This is a genomic window from Ruegeria sp. CDSB022 (assembly GCF_059611145.1).
In genome coordinates, this window is the sequence record NZ_JBXWOZ010000025.1 from 1 (window position 1) to 17,980 (window position 17,980).

Annotated in this window: 14 protein-coding genes; 7 read left to right on the forward strand and 7 right to left on the reverse strand. The window is 58.4% G+C overall.

Annotated features, from left to right (window positions below; translation table 11 throughout):
• Positions 1 to 271 precede the first annotated feature (271 nt).
• The 4 genes from AC2FIZ_RS20075 to AC2FIZ_RS20090 all read right to left on the reverse strand — a co-directional run bounded on the left by AC2FIZ_RS20075 (position 272) and on the right by AC2FIZ_RS20090 (position 4,971).
• The gene (locus AC2FIZ_RS20075) at positions 272 to 559 is read right to left on the reverse strand and encodes an HU family DNA-binding protein (RefSeq protein ID WP_142637567.1); all 288 of its coding nucleotides are present in this window, start codon (positions 557 to 559) and stop codon (positions 272 to 274) included.
• Positions 560 to 689: 130 nt separating this feature from the next.
• Positions 690 to 2,153, reverse strand: coding sequence for an AMP nucleosidase (locus AC2FIZ_RS20080; protein ID WP_281973950.1), 1,464 nt, complete (start codon positions 2,151 to 2,153; stop codon positions 690 to 692).
• Positions 2,150 to 3,952 carry an adenine deaminase gene (ade, locus tag AC2FIZ_RS20085; RefSeq protein ID WP_496791569.1) on the reverse strand — a complete coding sequence of 601 codons (1,803 nt, stop codon included), beginning with the start codon at positions 3,950 to 3,952 and terminating at the stop codon, positions 2,150 to 2,152. Before ade ends, AC2FIZ_RS20080 begins: the two co-directional genes overlap by 4 nt.
• A gap of 143 nt (positions 3,953 to 4,095) precedes the next feature.
• Positions 4,096 to 4,971 carry a LysR family transcriptional regulator gene (locus AC2FIZ_RS20090; RefSeq protein ID WP_496791570.1) on the reverse strand — a complete coding sequence of 292 codons (876 nt, stop codon included), beginning with the start codon at positions 4,969 to 4,971 and terminating at the stop codon, positions 4,096 to 4,098.
• A 116-nt stretch (positions 4,972 to 5,087) separates the two neighbouring features.
• On the opposite strand from AC2FIZ_RS20090, the gene AC2FIZ_RS20095 reads away from it, so the two are divergent.
• Both AC2FIZ_RS20095 and AC2FIZ_RS20100 read left to right on the forward strand, forming a co-directional pair.
• Entirely contained in the window at positions 5,088 to 5,843 is a 756-nt protein-coding gene (locus AC2FIZ_RS20095; protein WP_271952596.1) for a class II aldolase and adducin N-terminal domain-containing protein, read from the forward strand.
• Positions 5,844 to 5,855: 12 nt separating this feature from the next.
• Complete coding sequence (locus AC2FIZ_RS20100) at positions 5,856 to 6,845, forward strand: sterol desaturase family protein (RefSeq protein ID WP_271952593.1); 990 nt, start codon at positions 5,856 to 5,858, stop codon at positions 6,843 to 6,845.
• Here the strand turns inward: AC2FIZ_RS20100 and AC2FIZ_RS20105 are convergent.
• Positions 6,842 to 7,783, reverse strand: a complete 942-nt coding sequence (locus AC2FIZ_RS20105) for a GlxA family transcriptional regulator (RefSeq protein WP_496791571.1) — start codon at positions 7,781 to 7,783, stop codon at positions 6,842 to 6,844. The two genes, AC2FIZ_RS20100 and AC2FIZ_RS20105, sit on opposite strands and share 4 nt — an antisense overlap.
• A 77-nt stretch (positions 7,784 to 7,860) precedes the next feature.
• Here AC2FIZ_RS20105 and AC2FIZ_RS20110 point away from each other — a divergent pair, with 77 nt between their 5' ends.
• Genes AC2FIZ_RS20110 through AC2FIZ_RS20120 form a run of 3 tightly spaced genes read left to right on the forward strand, consistent with a single transcriptional unit; the run spans position 7,861 to position 11,812 of the window.
• Entirely contained in the window at positions 7,861 to 9,021 is a 1,161-nt protein-coding gene (locus AC2FIZ_RS20110) for an acyl-CoA dehydrogenase family protein (RefSeq protein WP_496690501.1), read from the forward strand.
• A complete protein-coding gene (locus AC2FIZ_RS20115; protein WP_496791573.1) occupies positions 9,018 to 11,036 on the forward strand; it encodes an acetate--CoA ligase family protein in 2,019 nt (672 codons plus the stop codon). The genes AC2FIZ_RS20110 and AC2FIZ_RS20115 overlap by 4 nt, the downstream gene beginning before the upstream one ends.
• On the forward strand, positions 11,033 to 11,812 hold the full coding sequence (locus AC2FIZ_RS20120) for a carnitinyl-CoA dehydratase (protein ID WP_281996128.1): 780 nt from the start codon (positions 11,033 to 11,035) through the stop codon (positions 11,810 to 11,812). Before AC2FIZ_RS20115 ends, AC2FIZ_RS20120 begins: the two co-directional genes overlap by 4 nt.
• Before the next feature lie 6 nt (positions 11,813 to 11,818).
• On the opposite strand, the gene AC2FIZ_RS20125 is transcribed toward AC2FIZ_RS20120, so the two are convergent.
• Positions 11,819 to 12,451, reverse strand: coding sequence for a class I SAM-dependent DNA methyltransferase (locus AC2FIZ_RS20125; RefSeq protein ID WP_281996129.1), 633 nt, complete (start codon positions 12,449 to 12,451; stop codon positions 11,819 to 11,821).
• Between the two features lie 89 nt (positions 12,452 to 12,540).
• Between AC2FIZ_RS20125 and AC2FIZ_RS20130 the strand changes: the two genes are divergently transcribed.
• Positions 12,541 to 13,386 (forward strand): SDR family oxidoreductase, encoded by an 846-nt coding sequence (locus AC2FIZ_RS20130; RefSeq protein ID WP_281996130.1) that lies wholly within the window; start codon positions 12,541 to 12,543, stop codon positions 13,384 to 13,386.
• Positions 13,387 to 13,390: 4 nt separating this feature from the next.
• On the opposite strand, the gene AC2FIZ_RS20135 is transcribed toward AC2FIZ_RS20130, so the two are convergent.
• Positions 13,391 to 15,010, reverse strand: a complete 1,620-nt coding sequence (locus AC2FIZ_RS20135; RefSeq protein ID WP_281996131.1) for a GMC family oxidoreductase — start codon at positions 15,008 to 15,010, stop codon at positions 13,391 to 13,393.
• A gap of 428 nt (positions 15,011 to 15,438) precedes the next feature.
• Between AC2FIZ_RS20135 and katG the strand changes: the two genes are divergently transcribed.
• On the forward strand, positions 15,439 to 17,640 hold the full coding sequence (gene katG / locus AC2FIZ_RS20140; protein ID WP_496791574.1) for a catalase/peroxidase HPI: 2,202 nt from the start codon (positions 15,439 to 15,441) through the stop codon (positions 17,638 to 17,640).
• Positions 17,641 to 17,980: the final 340 nt, after the last annotated feature.

Here is a 17,980-nt window from a genome sequence, read left to right on the forward strand (position 1 = left end):
CAAAGGTATTCCTCTCGGCCATCGCTCTCGCTGCTACAGTCCTATTCTGGCTGTAAATCAATGAGTCTGGAGCCTAGGCCACCGGTCCTGTTGCGCACCCAGCTAATGAGCGCGGCGCTAGATTTATTCTTCGCTGATCTCAGATTGCATAACACCAGGCTGACCACGGCCGGCCTCCCAAAGCCTTACAAAAAACTGGCTTCAATAGGGGGGTAAAAGAAAAAGGGCCCCCAAGCGGCGGCCCTTGATCGTTTTGCAGTGAAAGCTGGGATCAGCCGTTCACGCTGTCCTTCAGCGCCTTCGCAATGGTCATTTTGACCACTTTGTCGGCTTCTTTCTTGAACTGCTCGCCGGTGGCAGGGTTACGCACCATGCGCTCGGGGCGCTCGCGACAGTAGATTTTGCCGACACCAGGCAGGGTCACCGCGCCGCCCGCCGACACTTCGCGGGTGATCAGGCCGGTCATGGCCTCCAGCGCAGTGTTCGCAGCTTTCTTGTCGGTTCCCATTTCCTCAGCGAGAGCAGCAACCAGCTGAGTCTTTGTCATAGGCTTTGCCATTTCTTGGTCTCCTTAACGTGCCCGATAAATAGGGCCTCACCGCGTAACTGTAACGGGATATTGTAGGTGAACACAACGAATAGTAGCGTCGAAAACCCTAAAAATAGGGGGAATTCGTTGCTTTTTTGCTTCAGAGAAAGGCCGTTTCATCAAAGGAACGCAATTTCCGGCTGTGCAGGCGCTCCAGCGGCATGCCCCTCAGGTGCTCCATCGCACGAATTCCGATCGCGAGATGGCGGCTGACCTGCGTGGTATAGAAGGCAGAGGCCATGCCAGGAAGCTTTAATTCGCCGTGCAGCGGCTTGTCTGAAACACAGAGCAACGTGCCATAGGGAACACGGAACCGATAGCCGTTGGCGGCAATGGTCGCGCTTTCCATATCCAGCGCGATTGCCCGTGATTGGCTGAGTCGCTGTACCGGGCCGGACTGGTCGCGCAGTTCCCAGTTGCGGTTATCGACCGAAGCAACGGTGCCTGTGCGCATGACCCGTTTCAGCTCATAACCTTCCAGCTCGGTGACCTCGGCTACAGCCTGTTCCAGCGCAACCTGAACCTCGGCCAAAGGCGGAATCGGCACCCAGACTGGCAGGTCATCATCCAGAACCTTGTCTTCGCGCAGATAGGCATGGGCCAGAACAAAATCGCCCAATGCCTGTGTGTTGCGCAGCCCGGCGCAGTGGCCAACCATCAGCCAGGCATGCGGGCGTAGCACGGCGATATGATCGGTCGCGGTTTTGGCGTTCGACGGACCGACGCCGATATTGACCAGCGTGATACCCGATCCATCCGCCCGCTTTAGGTGATAGGTCGGCATCTGCGGCAGCTTCAGGGGTTGTTCCAGCACTCCGCCTTCGGTGGTAATCTCGACATTTCCGGTCGAGACAAAGCCGGTATAGCCACTGTCTGGATCGGCCAGCTGCGCGCGGGCATAGTTTTCGAATTCCGAGACGTAGAATTGATAGTTGGTGAACAGCACATGGTTCTGGAAATGACTGGGATCAGTCGCAGTGTAATGCGCCAGCCGGGCCAGTGAATAGTCGACCCTTTGCGCAGTAAACAAAGACAGCGGGCCGTCTTCTTCCTCGTGGTTATGGACGCCATTGACGATGTCGTCATGGGTGGTTGTCAGGTCCGGTACGTCGAATACATCGCGCAGGGTAAATCCCGCGGCGCCCTGATGCGGAACGATCAGATCGGGATTGTTGGCCACGGCGAAATGAACCGGAATGGGTGTGTCCGAGGCCCCGATCGTGACCGGCTGGTCATGGTTTCTGATCAACAGGGCAATCTGTTGGGTCAAATAGGACCGGAACAGATCTGGCCGCGTTACAGTGGTCGAGTGGATGCCCGGTTCCGAGACGTGACCAAAACTTAGCCGGCTGTCGACCCGCGCATAGGAAGAGGTTTTGATGCGAATTTCCGGGTAATAGGCTCTGAAGCGTTCAGTTGGTGCTCCGTGCTCGATCACATTGGCAAAGTTCTCGCACAGGAAGCTGGTGGCTTGCTCGTACAGTTCTTCCAACCTTGCGACCGCGGCTGCGGGATCGGTGAAGTTCTCGGGCGCGGGGGCCTTAGGTGCTCGTATTATTGTCATGCAAGGGGTTCCAAAAGATCGATCTTTTCAAATTTGCGCACATCCACCAGCCCGACATCCGAGATCCGCAATTCTGGGATCACCACCAGGGCCAGCAATGAGTGCTGCATATAGGCGTTGTTCAGTTTACAGCCACAGGCCTGCATGGCCCGAACCATTTGTTCGGCCTTGGCGGCTACTTCGGCTGCCGGGCTATCAGACATCAGTCCAGCGATGGGCAGTTCCACCAGCGCCAGTTCCTCACCGTCTCGGAAAATGGTGATGCCACCGCCGATCTCGGCCAGCCGATTTGCGGCAAGGGCCATCTGTTCGCGGTCGGTCCCAACAACAATCATATGGTGACTGTCATGGGCCACGGTCGAAGCCATTGCCATGCGCCCCTGATATCCAAACCCCGAGACAAAGGCATTTGTGACCCCGCCCGTTGCGCGGTGGCGTTCGACAAGCGCAATCTGGCAGACCTCACCCTCGGCTTCAACCAGGCCGCCAATGATGGGCAGTTCGGCCTTTAGCGCTTTGGTCGGGGCCTGGTTTTCGACCACACCAATCACATTGGCCTGAACGCGGTTCGCCCCCTTAGGGGCCTCGATCTGAAAATCCGCGCTGGTCAGGGCATGGCCCAGATGCACGGTGTTTCGAGCGGCTGCAGGCCAATTCAGATGCGGGCAGTCCGCAGTGATCTTGCCGTCCTCAGCCACGATTTGGCCGCGCGCTATGACAAGCTCGATGGGCAGGTCCTTCAGGTCCGAGCTGAGGATGATATCCGCCCGGCGCCCGGGCGTGATCGAGCCGATATCGCGTTCCAACCCGAAATGCGTGGCTGTGTTGATCGTTGCCATCTGCAGCGCCACCAAAGGGTCACAGCCACAGGCAATCGCATGGCGCACCACGCGGTTCATATGCCCTTCATTGACCAGTGTGCCGGAGTGGCAATCATCCGTGCACAGGATGAAGTTGCGCGGATCCAGCCCTTTCTCGGTGATGGCGGTAATCTGACTTTCGACGTCATACCAGGCCGATCCCAACCGCATCATCGATCGCATCCCCTGACGCACCCGCGCGATGGAGTCGGCTTCGCAGGTGCCTTCGTGGTCATCCGCCGGGCCGCCTGCCACATAGGCAGCAAAGTCAGGCCCTAAATCAGGCGAAGCATAGTGCCCGCCAACGGTTTTCCCTGCCCGTTGGGTCGCGGCAATCTCGGCCAGCATCTTGGGATCGCCATGAATGACGCCTGGGAAATTCATCATCTCGCCCAGTCCGATGATGCCCGGCCAGTTCATCGCCTCGGCCACGTCTTCGGGGGTGATCTCATAACCGGTGGTCTCAAGCCCTGGCGCCGATGGCGCGCAAGAAGGCATTTGGGTGAAAATGTTAACGGGCTGCATCAGCGCCTCGTCATGCATCATACGAACGCCGTCCAGGCCCAGCACGTTGGCTATTTCGTGCGGGTCAGTGAACATGCTTGTCGTGCCATGAGGGATAACGGCCCCCGCAAATTCGGCCGGGGTCAGCATCCCTGATTCGATATGCATATGCCCGTCGCACAGGCCGGGCAGCATATACCGCCCCGCTGCCTCGATGATCCGGGTGTTCGGGCCGACGCAGTGCGAAGCATCGGGGCCAACATAGGCGATACGTCCTTCGACAATCGCGATGTCATGATCGGGCAGGGCTTCGCGGCTGTGCACGTTAACCCAGATCCCGCTGCGGACAACAAGGTCAGCGGCTTGACGCCCTGCGGCGACAGCGATCAAACGGGGGGCGGTATCGGGCCAGCTTGGGAAAGTTGTGAATTCCATGGCCCAACTTTCCCGAACGCACGGAAAGGTGCAACCCCTGCTCGGCAGTTATCATGATTCCGTCATGCAGCGCGTAAGCGCTGATGTGCCTAGCCCCGCGAAGGTCCCGTAAGAGCCGCGATGCTAGGCAGGAGAGCCACGGCCTAGCCAGGGAACGTTTTCGCAATCTCGCGCCGGACCCATTCGGCAAAGGCAATCGCTCCTGGTGACTCTTCTGCCTGAGGCGACAGCAACAGGTAATAGGCCTCTGGTACAACTGCGCGATATTCGAATGGTGCAACCAATCGACCTTCATCAATCAAGTCGCGCGCGATTGTGTCATGCGTCAGGCACAAGCCACCCCCGGCCATCGCAACCGACAGGCTGACCAGATAGGTGGTGGAGTATGTGATCGGAGGATTTTCCCAAATTAGACCCTGATCTTCGATCCAATTCTGCCAATTCGACAGCAGGTTTGAGCAGTCATACAAGGGGGTTCGCTGTAGTGTATCCAGCGACACCTCATAGCTCGGCGCGCAAACCGGATAATAATGATCGGATCGCAGCAGTTCGGTTCGCACCGTGTCCGAAGGTCTGAGCGAAAATCGAATCTCTACCGCAGCCCCCTCCGCCATTTCCCGGGGCTCCCACAACTCGGTGAATATGTTCAGCTGTACAGACGGGTGTTCGGCCTGAAACATTGGAAGGCGGGGGGCCAGCCAGTTGACCGCAAAAGTGATGTTGCATTGTACCTGCACCGTGTTCTGCTGGGCCCCGGTCACGGCCCGCGTTCCGCGCAGTAATGTGCGAAATGCCTCACGCACGACAGGGAGATAGCTGATCCCGGCCCCGGTCAATTCAAGTGCGCGGGGACGGCGCAGGAAAAGCGGTTGGCCAAGATAGGCCTCAAGCGACTTGATTTGCTGGCTGACTGCACTTTGTGTCATGTTCAGGTCGCGCGCTGCCGCGGTAAAGGACAGGTGGCGGGCCGCGGCCTCGAAAGTCCGAAGCCAACCCAACGGGGGCAGCTGTTTTTGCATGGGCATAACCTGGACATTAGTTCAGCTTATGAAATAGGCGCGATTTTTTCGTTGGTCAATTTTTTCTACTGCGGGCAAGATTTTCCAATCAAGCAATCCGCTGACAGGAGACGGAAATGAGCGTTGCCAGCTTGCGCCCCAATATTGACCATTGGCCTGAACGTGTGGATTTGGCGGCCACATTTCGATGGGCTGAACGTCTGAATATGCACGAAGGGGTCGCAAACCATTTTAGCTTGGCGGTGAATCAGGACGGCACGCAATTCTTGATGAACGCCAATCAGATGCATTTTGCACGAGTCAAAGCATCGAACCTGCTTTTTCTGGATGCCAAAGACGCTGATGTCATGACCCAACCCGGCGCACCGGACCCAACTGCCTGGGGTCTGCATGGTTCGATTCACCGGCACTGTCCTCATGCCCGCTGTGTAATGCATGTGCATTCCATCTTTGCCACGGTTCTGGCCTCGTTGGCCGACAGCACATTGCCGCCGATCGATCAGAACACCACTACGTTCTACAACCGTTATGTGGTCGATCACGAATTTGGTGGACTTGCTTTCGAAAGCGAGGGGGAACGTTGCGCGACCATGCTGGCAGACCCAAAAAAGAAAGTCATGATCATGGGTAATCATGGGGTTTTGATTTTGGGCAGTAACCCGGCAGATGCCTTTAATAGACTCTACTATTTCGAACGCGCTGCTGAAACGTATATCCGTGCCTTACAGACGGGCCAACCCCTGCGCGTTTTGTCAGACGAGATTGCGGAAAAGACAGCTCAGGAACTGGAAGAATATCCCGATCAGGCCGAGGCACATTTGCGTGAGATTAAGGCCCTGTTGGATGCCGAAGGCTCGGATTACGCAAGCTGACGAGAGACCGTGATGCCGGACACTGACCAAAATCCCGAGGCCGCCCGCTGGAATTACCACCCCGATGGGCCTGTGGCTTTGAACCCGCTGTTTAACTGGCCGCCCCGCCTGTCTGCAGTGTTGAAATGGTATGGTGGTGCATGGCTTCAGGTCACTGCCCTGACCCTGTGCCTGGGGCTTGCGGTGGTGGCCTATGTGCTGTTTTTCCCGGGTTTAGAGACGATGAAGACCTTCCAGCCCGGCTGGATGTTCCGAATCTGGTTGCTGAACATGGTGCCTCAGATTCTGGTCGCGGGCGGGCTGCATTGGTGGCTGTACATGCGCAAAGGGCAGGGCATGTACAAGAAGTTCGACCGCCGGGATCTGACCCGGGACAACGGGACCTTCACCTTTCGCAATCAGGTCTGGGACAATATCTGGTGGACCCTGGGCAGCGCCATGAGTGTTGCCACGATTTACCAATGGGGGATCTATTGGGCGATGGCAAATGGCTATGTCCCCACGGTCACATGGTCCGCCGCACCGGTCTGGTTTGTGATCTGGATGTCGCTAATCCCCATGTGGTCGGGGCTGCATTTCTATTGGGTGCATCGGCTGGAACATCACCCCAAGCTGTATAAACATGTCCACGCGGTGCATCACCGCAACGTCAATATCGGGCCGTGGTCGGGGATATCAAATCACTGGTTTGAGAACCTGTTGTACTTCACCACCTATTTCATCCACCTGATCGTGCCGTCGCACCCGATACATTTGTTATTCCACGCCTATTTCCAGCAGGTCAGCCCGGTTCTGTCCCATTCCGGGTTCGAAAAGCTGAAAGCCGGGGAGACCGAGGCCGCCCGCGCAGGCGATTTTTTCCACCAGCTGCATCACCGGTATTTCGAGTGCAACTATGGCACCTCAGAGATCCCGTTCGACAAGTGGTTTGGCACCTATCATGACGGCTCAGCCGAGGCGACGACGCGCACGCGGGCTTATAAAAAGCAGATGTATACCTAGCCGACCCGTAGGGCACGGGGGGTGATCCCGAATTCGGCTCGGAAGGCGCGGGTCAGGGCGCTGGGATCATCGTATCCGGCCCGCAGGGCGATCTCGCTGACAGTCAGGTCGGTTTCTGCCACCAGCTTCCGCGCTAAACTCAGGCGCAAGCGGCGATAGACCTGGGCCGGACCCGCACCCAGTTCGGATTGCATCCTTGTGGACAATGCCTTGTGCGAGCGTCCGACCTGTCGGGCGATGTCGGTAATGGGCAGCGGGGTTTCAAGATTTTCCTGCATCAGCGCCAGAGCCTTGTTTACATAGCCGGTAGTCGCCCCAGCCCCTCCGGAATGCGACCGAGCGGAATCACGGGTCATGAACAACTGGGCGACTTCCAGTGCCAGTGCCTGCCCGTGGTCATGACCGATCAGATGCAACACAAGATCGAAAGCTGCCATGGCGCCGGAACAGGTAATGCGATTCCGGTCTAAGACATACCGCTCGCGCCGGGCGTCGATCTCGGGGAACCGCTCGGTAAAGCCGGTCAGCTCTTCCCAATGGATGGTGGCGCGATACCCGTCCAGCAGTCCGGCCAGCGCCAGCAGCCAGCTTCCGGTGTCCAGCCCAGCCAGAACGTCATAGCGATTTGCGGCGGATCGCAATCCGGTCAGCGTCGGCCAGCCGCCATGCGCGCGAAACCCATATGATGGCATCACCATCAATGTACCGCCGCGGGCAGATTGCAGTCTTGCGTGCGGCGTAACCTGCAACCCCGAGGATGATGTGACCGGCCCTTCTGTCAGCGACAGGAATTCCCAGTCATACAGTTTTCTTCCAGCCAGCGAATTGGCCGCGCGCAGGGGTTCGACCGTGTTGGCAAGGCAATGGTTTGAAAACCCATCAAAAAGCAGAACTCCGAATTGCTGCATCGCGGCAGGCGATTTTGTCCATCTTCGCATGGTTAACGTCTATTTCTGCACGATGAACTTTGCAACCCGGGCCACGATATCGCAAGCCCTAGATGTGGAGACCGCAGATGCAATATGGCCTGACCGACGAGCAAGAGATGATCGCCGCGACTGTTCGCAGTTTCGTCGAGAAAGAGATCTATCCACATGAAGAGCTGGTTGAACGTACCGGCGAGGTTCCGCAGGAAATAGCGGATGAGATCAAGCGCAAGACAATTGAATTGGGTTTCTATGCCTGCAATTTTCCCGAAAGCGTCGGATGTGCCGGGCTGAACCATCGGGAATTTGCACTGGTCGAGCGCGAACTGGGCCGGGGATCGATGGCCTTGAACCACTTCTTTGGCCGTCCGCAAAACATCCTGATGGCCTGCGAGGGCGAGCAAGTCGAACGCTATCTGATGCCCGCAGTTCGGGGCGAAAGGATGGATGCACTGGCGATGACCGAACCAGGTGCAGGTTCGGATGTGCGTGGTATGAAATGTGCCGCAGTTCGAGACGGCGGAGATTGGGTCGTCAACGGGACCAAACATTTCATCTCGGGCGCGGAGCATGCCGATTTCATCATCGTTTTCATCGCGACGGGTGAAGATCAGACGCCAAAAGGTCCAAAGAAACGGATCACAGCCTTTCTTGTGGATCGCGGCACGCCGGGATTCACCATCCGGGACGGGTATAAATCGGTCAGCCACCGGGGCTATAAGAACATGGTCCTGGATTTTGACGATTGTCGCCTGCCCGACAGTCAGGTGTTGGGCGAGGTCGATGGCGGGTTCGAGGTGATGAATACCTGGCTATATGCCACCCGCATCACCGTGGCGACCATGTCGGTCGGACGCGCACGTCGCGCCTTTGACTATGCGCTGGACTATGCAGCCACGCGTGAACAATTCGGTCAGAAAATCGGCAAGTTCCAGGGCGTGTCATTCCAGATCGCCGATATGATCACCGAAATCGATGCCGCTGACCTGTTGACGCTGGCAGCGGCCGACCGGCTGGACAAAGGGCTGCCTGCAAACCGCGAGATTGCCTCGGCCAAGCTCTATGCGTCCGAAATGCTGGCACGGGTGACTGACGCCGCGATTCAGGTGCATGGTGGCATGGGGCTGATGGACGATTACCCGCTGGAACGGTTCTGGCGCGATGCGCGCGTCGAACGCATCTGGGACGGTACCAGCGAGATTCAGCGTCACATCATCAGTCGTGAGCTGTTGCGGGCACTTGGCGCATGACAACGGCGCTGGCACGGGCGTTGAACCCAAGCTCCATTGCCGTGATCGGTGGTGGGGCTTGGTGCGCGTCAGTCATTCAACAGGCACGCAAGTTCGGGTTTCAGGGCGATATCTGGCCGGTCCATCCCAAAGCCTCTGAGGTGGCCGGAGAGCGTGTCTTTGCGCGGCTCGAGGATTTGCCCACGGCCCCGGATGTGGCCTTTGTGGGCATCAATCGTCATGCAACAATCGAGGCGGTTCAGGCGCTGGCAGCGATCGGGGCAGGGGGTGCGGTTTGTTTCGCGTCGGGGTTCACCGAGGCGCGAGCCGAGGATGATCTGGGCGCCGATCTGCAGGACCAGTTGATTGCAGCCGCCGGCGAAATGCCTGTTCTGGGTCCCAACTGCTATGGTTTCGTCAACGGGCTGGATCAGGTCGCAGTCTGGCCGGATCAGCACGGGATGCAACCGGTGGAACGAGGCGTAGCGATCCTGACGCAAAGTTCGAATATTGCAATCAACATGACCATGCAACGCCGGGCCCTGCCGCTGGCGTTCATGCTGACCTGCGGGAATCAGGCGCAGACACATCAGGCTGACGTTGCCTCAACACTTCTGGACGACGACCGGATCACCGCTATCGGTGTTCATATCGAAGGGTTTGGCGATCTGCGAAAATGGGAGGCTTTGGCCGACAAGGCACGCAGACGGGGCGTATCGGTCGTTGCTTTGAAAATGGGCCGCTCGTCCCATGCGCAGGCGGCGACGATTTCGCATACCGCGTCTTTGGCAGGTGGTGATGCGGGCGCGCAGGCGTTTCTGGACCGGTTGGGAATCGCACGGTTGGACGACATTCCCAGCTTTTTGGAATGTCTGAAGCTGTTGCATGTTACGGGGCGATTGCGCGGCAGCGGGTTGGGTACCATCAGCTGCTCGGGCGGTGAGGCCAGCCTAGCCGCAGATATGTCCGAGGGACGCGATCTGCATTTCCCGCCGTTGACCAAGGTACAGCAAGCTGACCTGCGCGCAGCTTTGGGGCCCATGGTGGCGTTGGCGAACCCGCTGGACTACCACACCTATATATGGCGCGATACCGAAGCGATGACCCGCGCGTGGTCGGCGATGACCGGGCCGGAACAGGCCATTACCATTGCGATTGTGGACTATCCTCACACCGACGCATCGGATTGGGAATGTGCCACCCAAGCGGCGTTGAACTGCGCCGCCCAAACCGGGCGACCTTTTGCCGTTGCCGCGACCCTACCCGAACTTTTGCCAGAGGATGTGGCGCAGCGCCTGCTGGACGGCGGTGTGGTGCCCTTTGCCGGTCTGCATGAAGCCTTGGCTGCGGTTGAGGCCGCCGCGCGGCCGGTTGCGGCACCGGCTGATCCGGTACTGTTGCCCTCGCAGGCTGAGGCAGACCATGTCTTGACCGAAGCAGAGGCCAAACGGGCGCTGGCAGATCATGGTCTGCGGATTCCTCAATCCGTAGTGACGCGTCCGGACAAGGCTGCGCATGCTGCATCGAATCTGACCGCGCCTTTCGCGGTCAAGGGCGTCGGGCTTGCGCATAAATCCGAACACGGTGCGGTGCGCCTTGGCGTCGGCTTGGACGATCTGAGCGCGGTTGCGACCGAGCTTGGAACCGACGAAGTTCTGATCGAAGAGATGGCCCAAGGCGGTGTTGCCGAGTTATTGATCGGCGTCACCCGTGATCCGGCCCATGGCTATGTTCTGACGCTAGGGGCTGGAGGCGTGCTGACCGAAATTCTGCGCGACAGTGTTTCAGTGCTGATCCCGTCATCCCGGGACGTGGTCCGTCAGGCGCTGGGCAAGCTGAACTGTGCGCCGTTGCTTGCGGGGTATCGCGGTAAACCGGCGGCGGATACCGAGGCGATCCTGAATGCAGCCGAGGCTGTGCAAGCCTATGTTATTGCCAATGCAGCCCATGTCAGCGAAGTTGAAATCAATCCACTCATTTGCAATCCCGATGGCGCTGTGGCCGTGGATGCTCTGATCCGAAAGGCACGTATATGAACCCGGTTAAAACCAAGCGCGATGGCGCGATTCTGCAGGTCACTCTGGACCGACTCAAGGCAAATGCCATTGATCTGGCCACCAGCCGGATCATGGGTGAAGTGTTCCGCGAATTCCGCGATGATCCTGAGTTGCGCGTGGCCATCCTGACCGGTGGTGGCGAAAAGTTCTTTTGCCCGGGGTGGGACCTGAAGGCCGCCGCGGACGGAGACGCCGTGGACGGAGATTATGGAGCCGGCGGTTTTGGCGGGCTGCAGGAATTGCGGGATATGAACAAGCCTGTCATCGCCGCGGTGAACGGGATTGCCTGTGGTGGCGGGCTGGAACTGGCGCTGAGTGCGGATATGATCATCGCTGCAGAGCATGCCAGCTTTGCCCTGCCCGAAATCCGGTCGGGCACCGTGGCCGATGCGGCCAGTGTAAAGCTGCCAAAACGCATCCCCTACCATATCGCGATGGAACTGCTGCTGACTGGCCGCTGGTTCGATCCGGTTGAGGCAAAAGGGTGGGGCCTGATCAACGAGATCGTCCCAGGTGATCAGCTTTTAGACCGGGCATGGGAACTGGCCCGTTTATTGGCCAGCGGTCCCCCGCTGGTTTACGCGGCGATCAAAGAGATCGTGCGCGACGCCGAAGATTCCAAGTTTCAGGATGCCATGAACCGGATCACCGGGCGGCAGTTGCCGACGGTGGACATTCTATATGGTTCTGAAGACAACCTCGAAGGCGCGCGCGCCTTTGCCGAGAAACGCGACCCGGTCTGGAAAGGGCGCTGAGCGGGTTCAGATCTTCTCGAACATTGCGATAAGGGCGGTATCGTCCCGGTTGGGCCCGGCAGCCAGGTCGCCGTAGATTCGAACTTCGGGCAGGGACAGGTTTTGTATCTGCCCATGGGCAAGCTGGTGCAGTGCGTCAGCAAATCCCAGAGATTCGTAGTGTTTCGCGTTAATCGACAGAGCGAATTGCGCGCCTGTCCGGGCCACGTTCAACAGCGCGGGCAGGGCCTCGGGGCCGAGATGGCCATGGGTAAATGTGCCCGAGGACACAATGCCCGAATAGCTGTCGCGCGGCACCGGGATGCCCTGGTTCAGGTCAGCCTCAATCGCGTCGCGGTAGATGTCTTTGCGCAGGGCCTGATCCAGCATCTCGGCGCTGATATCGGTGGCGTCGATTGGGCCAACGCCCAACCCGGCCAGTACCGCACCGCAAAGCCCGGTGCCTGCACCGACATCCAAAACCGGACCCTGTCCCCCGGCGCTGACAAAGGCGCGGGCGGTGTGGATATGCAACTGATAGTCCTCGCGCGCCGCAAAACCGTCATCATAGTCGCCAGCCCATTCGGCATAAAGCCGTTTGTGGTCCTCGGGGCTGTCTAGCGCATAAGCTGCATGCAGGTCGGGCGATTTTGTACGCATGACTCATGAAAGGCGTATGTGGGGATTCGAATCAAGTATCCAGTGGCGGGTGCTTGCATCTTGGACCATTGGCGATCATCAAGAAGGATATGGTTAAGACACTCTTTTCATTCGGTCACGGATATTCGGCGCAGGCCCTGTCGCGGCATCTTGAACCGGCGGGTTGGCGCGTATTCGGAACTACGCGCGATCCGGCGCAATCGGGTGCGGTCCGCGCATCCGGTGCCGAACCGGTGATCTGGCCCGGTCAGAAGGTTGATTTGGACGGGGTAACACATCTGTTGATTTCGACCGCGCCGAATGCGGGCGGAGATCCGGTGCTGGCGGCGCTTGGCGACGAAATCGCTGACCGCGCAGGTCAGTTCGATTGGGTCGGATACCTTTCCACAACCGCAGTCTATGGGGACCACAAAGGCGGTTGGGTGGACGAGGCGACCCTTCCTTCACCAATGGCCGAGCGCGGCAGGTGGCGCGTCCGGGCCGAGACACAATGGCAAGACATTCCGGGCCTGCCCGTCCACATCTTTCGCCTTGCCGGGATATATGGCCCCGGGCGCGGCCCATTTTCCAAACTTAAACGGGTGGGAATGCGCCGCATAATCAAACCGGGGCAGGTGTTCTCGCGCATCCATGTGGCGGACATCGCGCAGGTGCTTGCGGCGTCGATGGCATCGCCGAACCCAGGTGCGATTTACAATGTCTGTGACGATGAGCCGGTGCCGCCACAGGATGTCATCGCCTATGCGGCTGAACTGCAAGGCCTGCCTCTGCCAGTTGCGGTTCCGTTCGACCAGGCCGATATGTCCCCGATGGCCCGAAGTTTCTATAATGAAAACAAGCGGGTCAGGAATGACCGGATCAAGGATGAACTGGGTATCCGGCTTTTGTATCCGGATTACCGCGCTGGACTGCAGGCCCTGATGAAGGACGGCTGAGCCCTTATCGGGCGGTGGCTTTGATCAGGTCCGCGGCTTTCTCGGCGATCATGATGGTTGGGGCGTTGGTGTTTCCCGAAACCAGAGTAGGCATGACCGATGCATCGACCACGCGCAGCCCCTCGATCCCGCGCACACGCAGTTCGGGGTCAACCACGGCCATCGCATCCACACCCATTTTGCAGGTTCCGACCGGGTGATAGATCGTATCTGCGCGAGCGCGAATATGGTGCTCCCAATCCGCATCGGTTTGAGCGTCATCTATGCCGTACATCGCTTTGTACCGGAATTTACTGAAGGCCGGCGCGTGCAGAATGTCTTTGGTCATACGCGCGCCCTTGATCAGCGTGTCCAGATCGCGGTCATCGGACAGGTAAGCCGGATCAATGGCCGGAGCGGCAAAGGGATCGGCGCTGTGCAGCCCGACCGTGCCACGGCTTTCGGGGCGCAATTTGCACACATGGCAGCCGAACCCATAGCCATAATGCAGCTTCCTTGCATGATCATCGGCCAAGGAAATGACGAAGTGCAGCTGGATGTCGGGGCGATCCAAATCCGGGGAGGTTTTCAGAAACGCGGCGCCCTCGGCAAATGGCGTGGCCGCCATCGACTTACCGGTCTTACGCCAGCGCCAAATATGTCCTGCCAAATTCAATGCGGCAGCGGCACCGATGCCGAATGTGTTGGTGTCCCGGGTTTTATAGAGCAGCGTGAAATCCAGATGGTCCTGCAGGTTCTTGCCAACGCCCGGCAGGTCGTGCCGTACCTCGATCCCATGTTTGACCAGATCATCAGCGGCACCAATCCCGGATAGCTGCAACAACTGCGGAGTTTGAAGTGCACCGGCGCAAACCAGAACCTCGCGCCTGGCGGAGACAGTGATATCCGCACCTTTGGCCTTTTTCCTGTACACCACGCCGGTGGCCCGCTTTCCTTCAAAGGTCAGCTCTTTGGCATGGGCGTCGGTAATGACCGTCAGGTTCGGGCGGTCCATGACCGGAAAGACATAGGCCGCCGCTGCCGAGCATCGCTCGCCATTCTTCGACGGGTCGTGAAACTGTGTGACCTGATACAGACCAACGCCCTCGTTATCGCCCCGGTTGAAGTCCTGGCTTCGGCGGTGCTGCATCTGTTCGGCAGCTTCAATAAAAGCACGCGTGATCGGGCGCGGCTCTTTCTGGTTTGACACGTGCAGAGGGCCGCTGTCGCCGTGATGGTCGTCGGCGCCATCTTCGTTATGTTCGGACATCTTGAAATAAGGAAGGACGCTGTCCCAGTCCCAACCGGCACAGCCCAGTTCAGCCCAGCCATCATAGTCCTGACGCTGACCCCGGACGTACAACATTGCGTTAATCGCGCTGGACCCGCCCACCGTTTTGCCGCGCGGCTGATATCCTTTGCGGCCGTTCAGCCCCGGTTGGGCCACGGTTTCAAATGCCCAGTTGTTGATTTTCGGCCGCCCCGGCAGCGAGGCCACTGTTGCCGCGGGCAATCTGGTAAGCATGCCGTTGCCGCCGTTTCCGGCTTCAAGAAGGCAGACACGTATTCCAAGATCTTCGCTCAGGCGACCAGCAAGAACCGAACCGGCGGATCCTGCGCCGACAATTACATAATCAAATTGCATTCAGACTCCAAAAATTTTCGGAACCGGCAGTCAAATACGCCGGTCAATCTGTATTAGGCGCGGATCCGAACAAAAGAACCCGCGCTCATGTCGTTCATAAAGACAGTGGTCGCATACGGATGAAAAACAAGGGCTGTGGTCTATATGTGACCCAAGGTTATTCAGGGATTTGAAAATTGCTCCGATTGCACGGGATCCGGGGATGTTCTCTTCATAATTATTTCCTATGGTTTTCATCATTAAACAAAACTTTTATGCATGAATGCAATTTGCTATTTCTGACTAGGTCAGGACTTCAGGAATACCGATACCCTTGCCAGATGCTCAGCGTATTTGGATGGGGAAGACGTGTCTTGAATCTGTGTTCTTGATTACCACGAATTTCACTGCGCAAGATCGCCGGATATTAGCTAGGATTGGAGACCGATATGGACGGAAGTGATAACCCCAAAGCAGGCGGATGCCCTGTGATGCACGGCGCTGGAACCCGTTCCAACCGGGATTGGTGGCCGAACCAGCTAAACCTGTCGATCCTGCACCAGCACGGAGCGGCTTCGAATCCTCTGGGTTCGGATTTCGACTATGCTGAAGAGTTCAAAAAGCTGGATATGAAGGCGCTGAAAGAAGACCTATATGCGCTGATGACGGATTCACAGGAGTGGTGGCCGGCGGATTATGGCCATTATGGTGGTCTGTTCATTCGGATGGCCTGGCATAGTGCAGGCACCTACCGGACGGCAGATGGCCGTGGCGGGGCCTCGACCGGGAACCAGCGTTTTGCGCCGCTCAACAGTTGGCCGGACAACGGTAACCTCGACAAGGCGCGTCGTCTGCTGTGGCCGATCAAGCAAAAATACGGAAACCAGATTTCCTGGGCTGACCTGATGATCCTGGCAGGTAACTGCGCCATTGAATCCATGGGTGGCAAAACCTTTGGTTTTGCCGGCGGCCGTGCCGATATCTGGGCCCCCGAAGAAGACATCTATTGGGGAACCGAGACAGAATGGCTGGCCCCGACCGACAATCCGCAGAGCCGGTATTCCGGTGAGCGCGATCTGGAAAACCCTCTGGCCGCAGTGCAGATGGGCCTGATCTATGTAAACCCTGAAGGTCCGGACGGAGAGCCCAACGTTCTGGCTTCGGGTCGTGACATCCGCGACACCTTTGGCCGGATGGCAATGAATGACAAGGAAACCGTTGCTCTGGTTGCTGGTGGTCACACTTTCGGCAAGGCGCATGGCGCGGGCGATCCCGATCTGGTCGGCCCCGAACCCGAAGCCGCCCCGATCGAAGAGATGGGCTTTGGTTGGATCAACAAGTTTGGGTCCGGCAAGGGTGACGATACCACGACATCGGGGGTCGAGGGCGCCTGGACCGCAAATCCGATCCAATGGGATAACGGCTATTTCGACCTGCTGTTCGGATATGACTGGAACTTGACCAAAAGCCCCTCGGGCGCGTGGATCTGGGAACCGGTGAATGTCAAAGAAGAAGACATGGCCCCGGCGGCGCATGACGCGTCGATGAAGGTCAAAACCATGATGACCACCGCCGACATGGCGATGCGCATGGACCCGATCTATGGTCCGATCTCAAAGCGTTTTCACGAGAACCCGGATGAATTCGCTGACGCTTTCGCCCGGGCATGGTTCAAACTGACCCACCGCGACATGGGCCCGCGCTCGAATTACATCGGCGAGGAATCTCCGGCCGAGGAACTGCTGTGGCAAGACAATGTCCCCGCCGTGGATCACGAGCTGATCGGTGACGCGGATGTGGCCGAGCTGAAGGCTAAGATCGCGGCCACTGGCCTCTCGGTGTCCGAGCTGGTTTCGACCGCATGGGCTTCGGCCTCGACCTTCCGCGGCTCGGACAAACGCGGCGGAGCCAATGGCGCGCGTATCCGTCTTGCTCCGCAGAAAGACTGGGACGCGAACGAACCGATGAAGCTGGCCAAGGCGCTGACCGCGCTTGAGGGCGTTCAGGCGGCGTTCAACGGCGCACAATCCGGGGGCAAGAAAGTGTCTCTGGCCGATGTGATCGTTCTGGCCGGTAATGTGGGTGTCGAACAGGCCGCCAAGGCCGGCGGTCAGGAGGTTGAGGTTCCGTTCACCCCGGGCCGCACCGATGCGACGCAAGATCAAACCGATGTGGACAGCTTTGCCGTGCTCGAGCCCGAGGCCGACGGCTTCCGCAACTATCAGAAGACGGATTATTCGGTTTCACCCGAAGAGCTTCTGGTCGACAAAGCCCAGCTGCTGACGCTGTCGGCGCCTGAAATGACCGCGCTGGTTGGCGGTCTGCGCGTGATCGGCGCCAATTTCGGTGGCACCAAGCATGGTGTGTTGACCGACCGCGTCGGCACGCTCAGCACCGACTTCTTCACCAACCTGCTGGACATGGGCACCGAATGGAAACCCGCGGGCAAAGGCGTCTATGAAGGTCGGGACCGCGCCAGCGGTGAGGTCAAGTGGACCGGTACCCGCGTCGATCTGGTCTTCGGCTCCAACTCGCAGCTGCGGGCTCTGGTCGAGGTCTACGGTCAGGCAGGCGCAGAAGGCAAATTTGTCTGCGACTTCGTCTCGGCCTGGAACAAGGTCATGAATGCAGACAGGTTCGATCTGAAGTAAGCCTGCGACCTTCGCAGAATTTGCGCCGTCCGAGGAGACTCGGGCGGCGTTTTGTTTGCCCCGGTTCCGGACGCATACCCAGCATTGGGTACGATTCCTCCCAGGGGCTGTTCTTTCCCCCGTTCCGTGCGTTCCGTTACCGGCTCGGAAGAGAGAATTATTAAGATAACCTGTTGTTTTCATTAACCTATGGAAGTTTCTGTTAAGAAATGCAAAGTTTTTTCAGATTGGGGGTTGCAGGTCCCAGACCTAATCCGTAAATACCCCTTCACCGGCGCTGCTGAGGCGCTTGTGACACACTGGAGAGACGGTGGGACGGGCTGGAGAGACGGCCGGACGC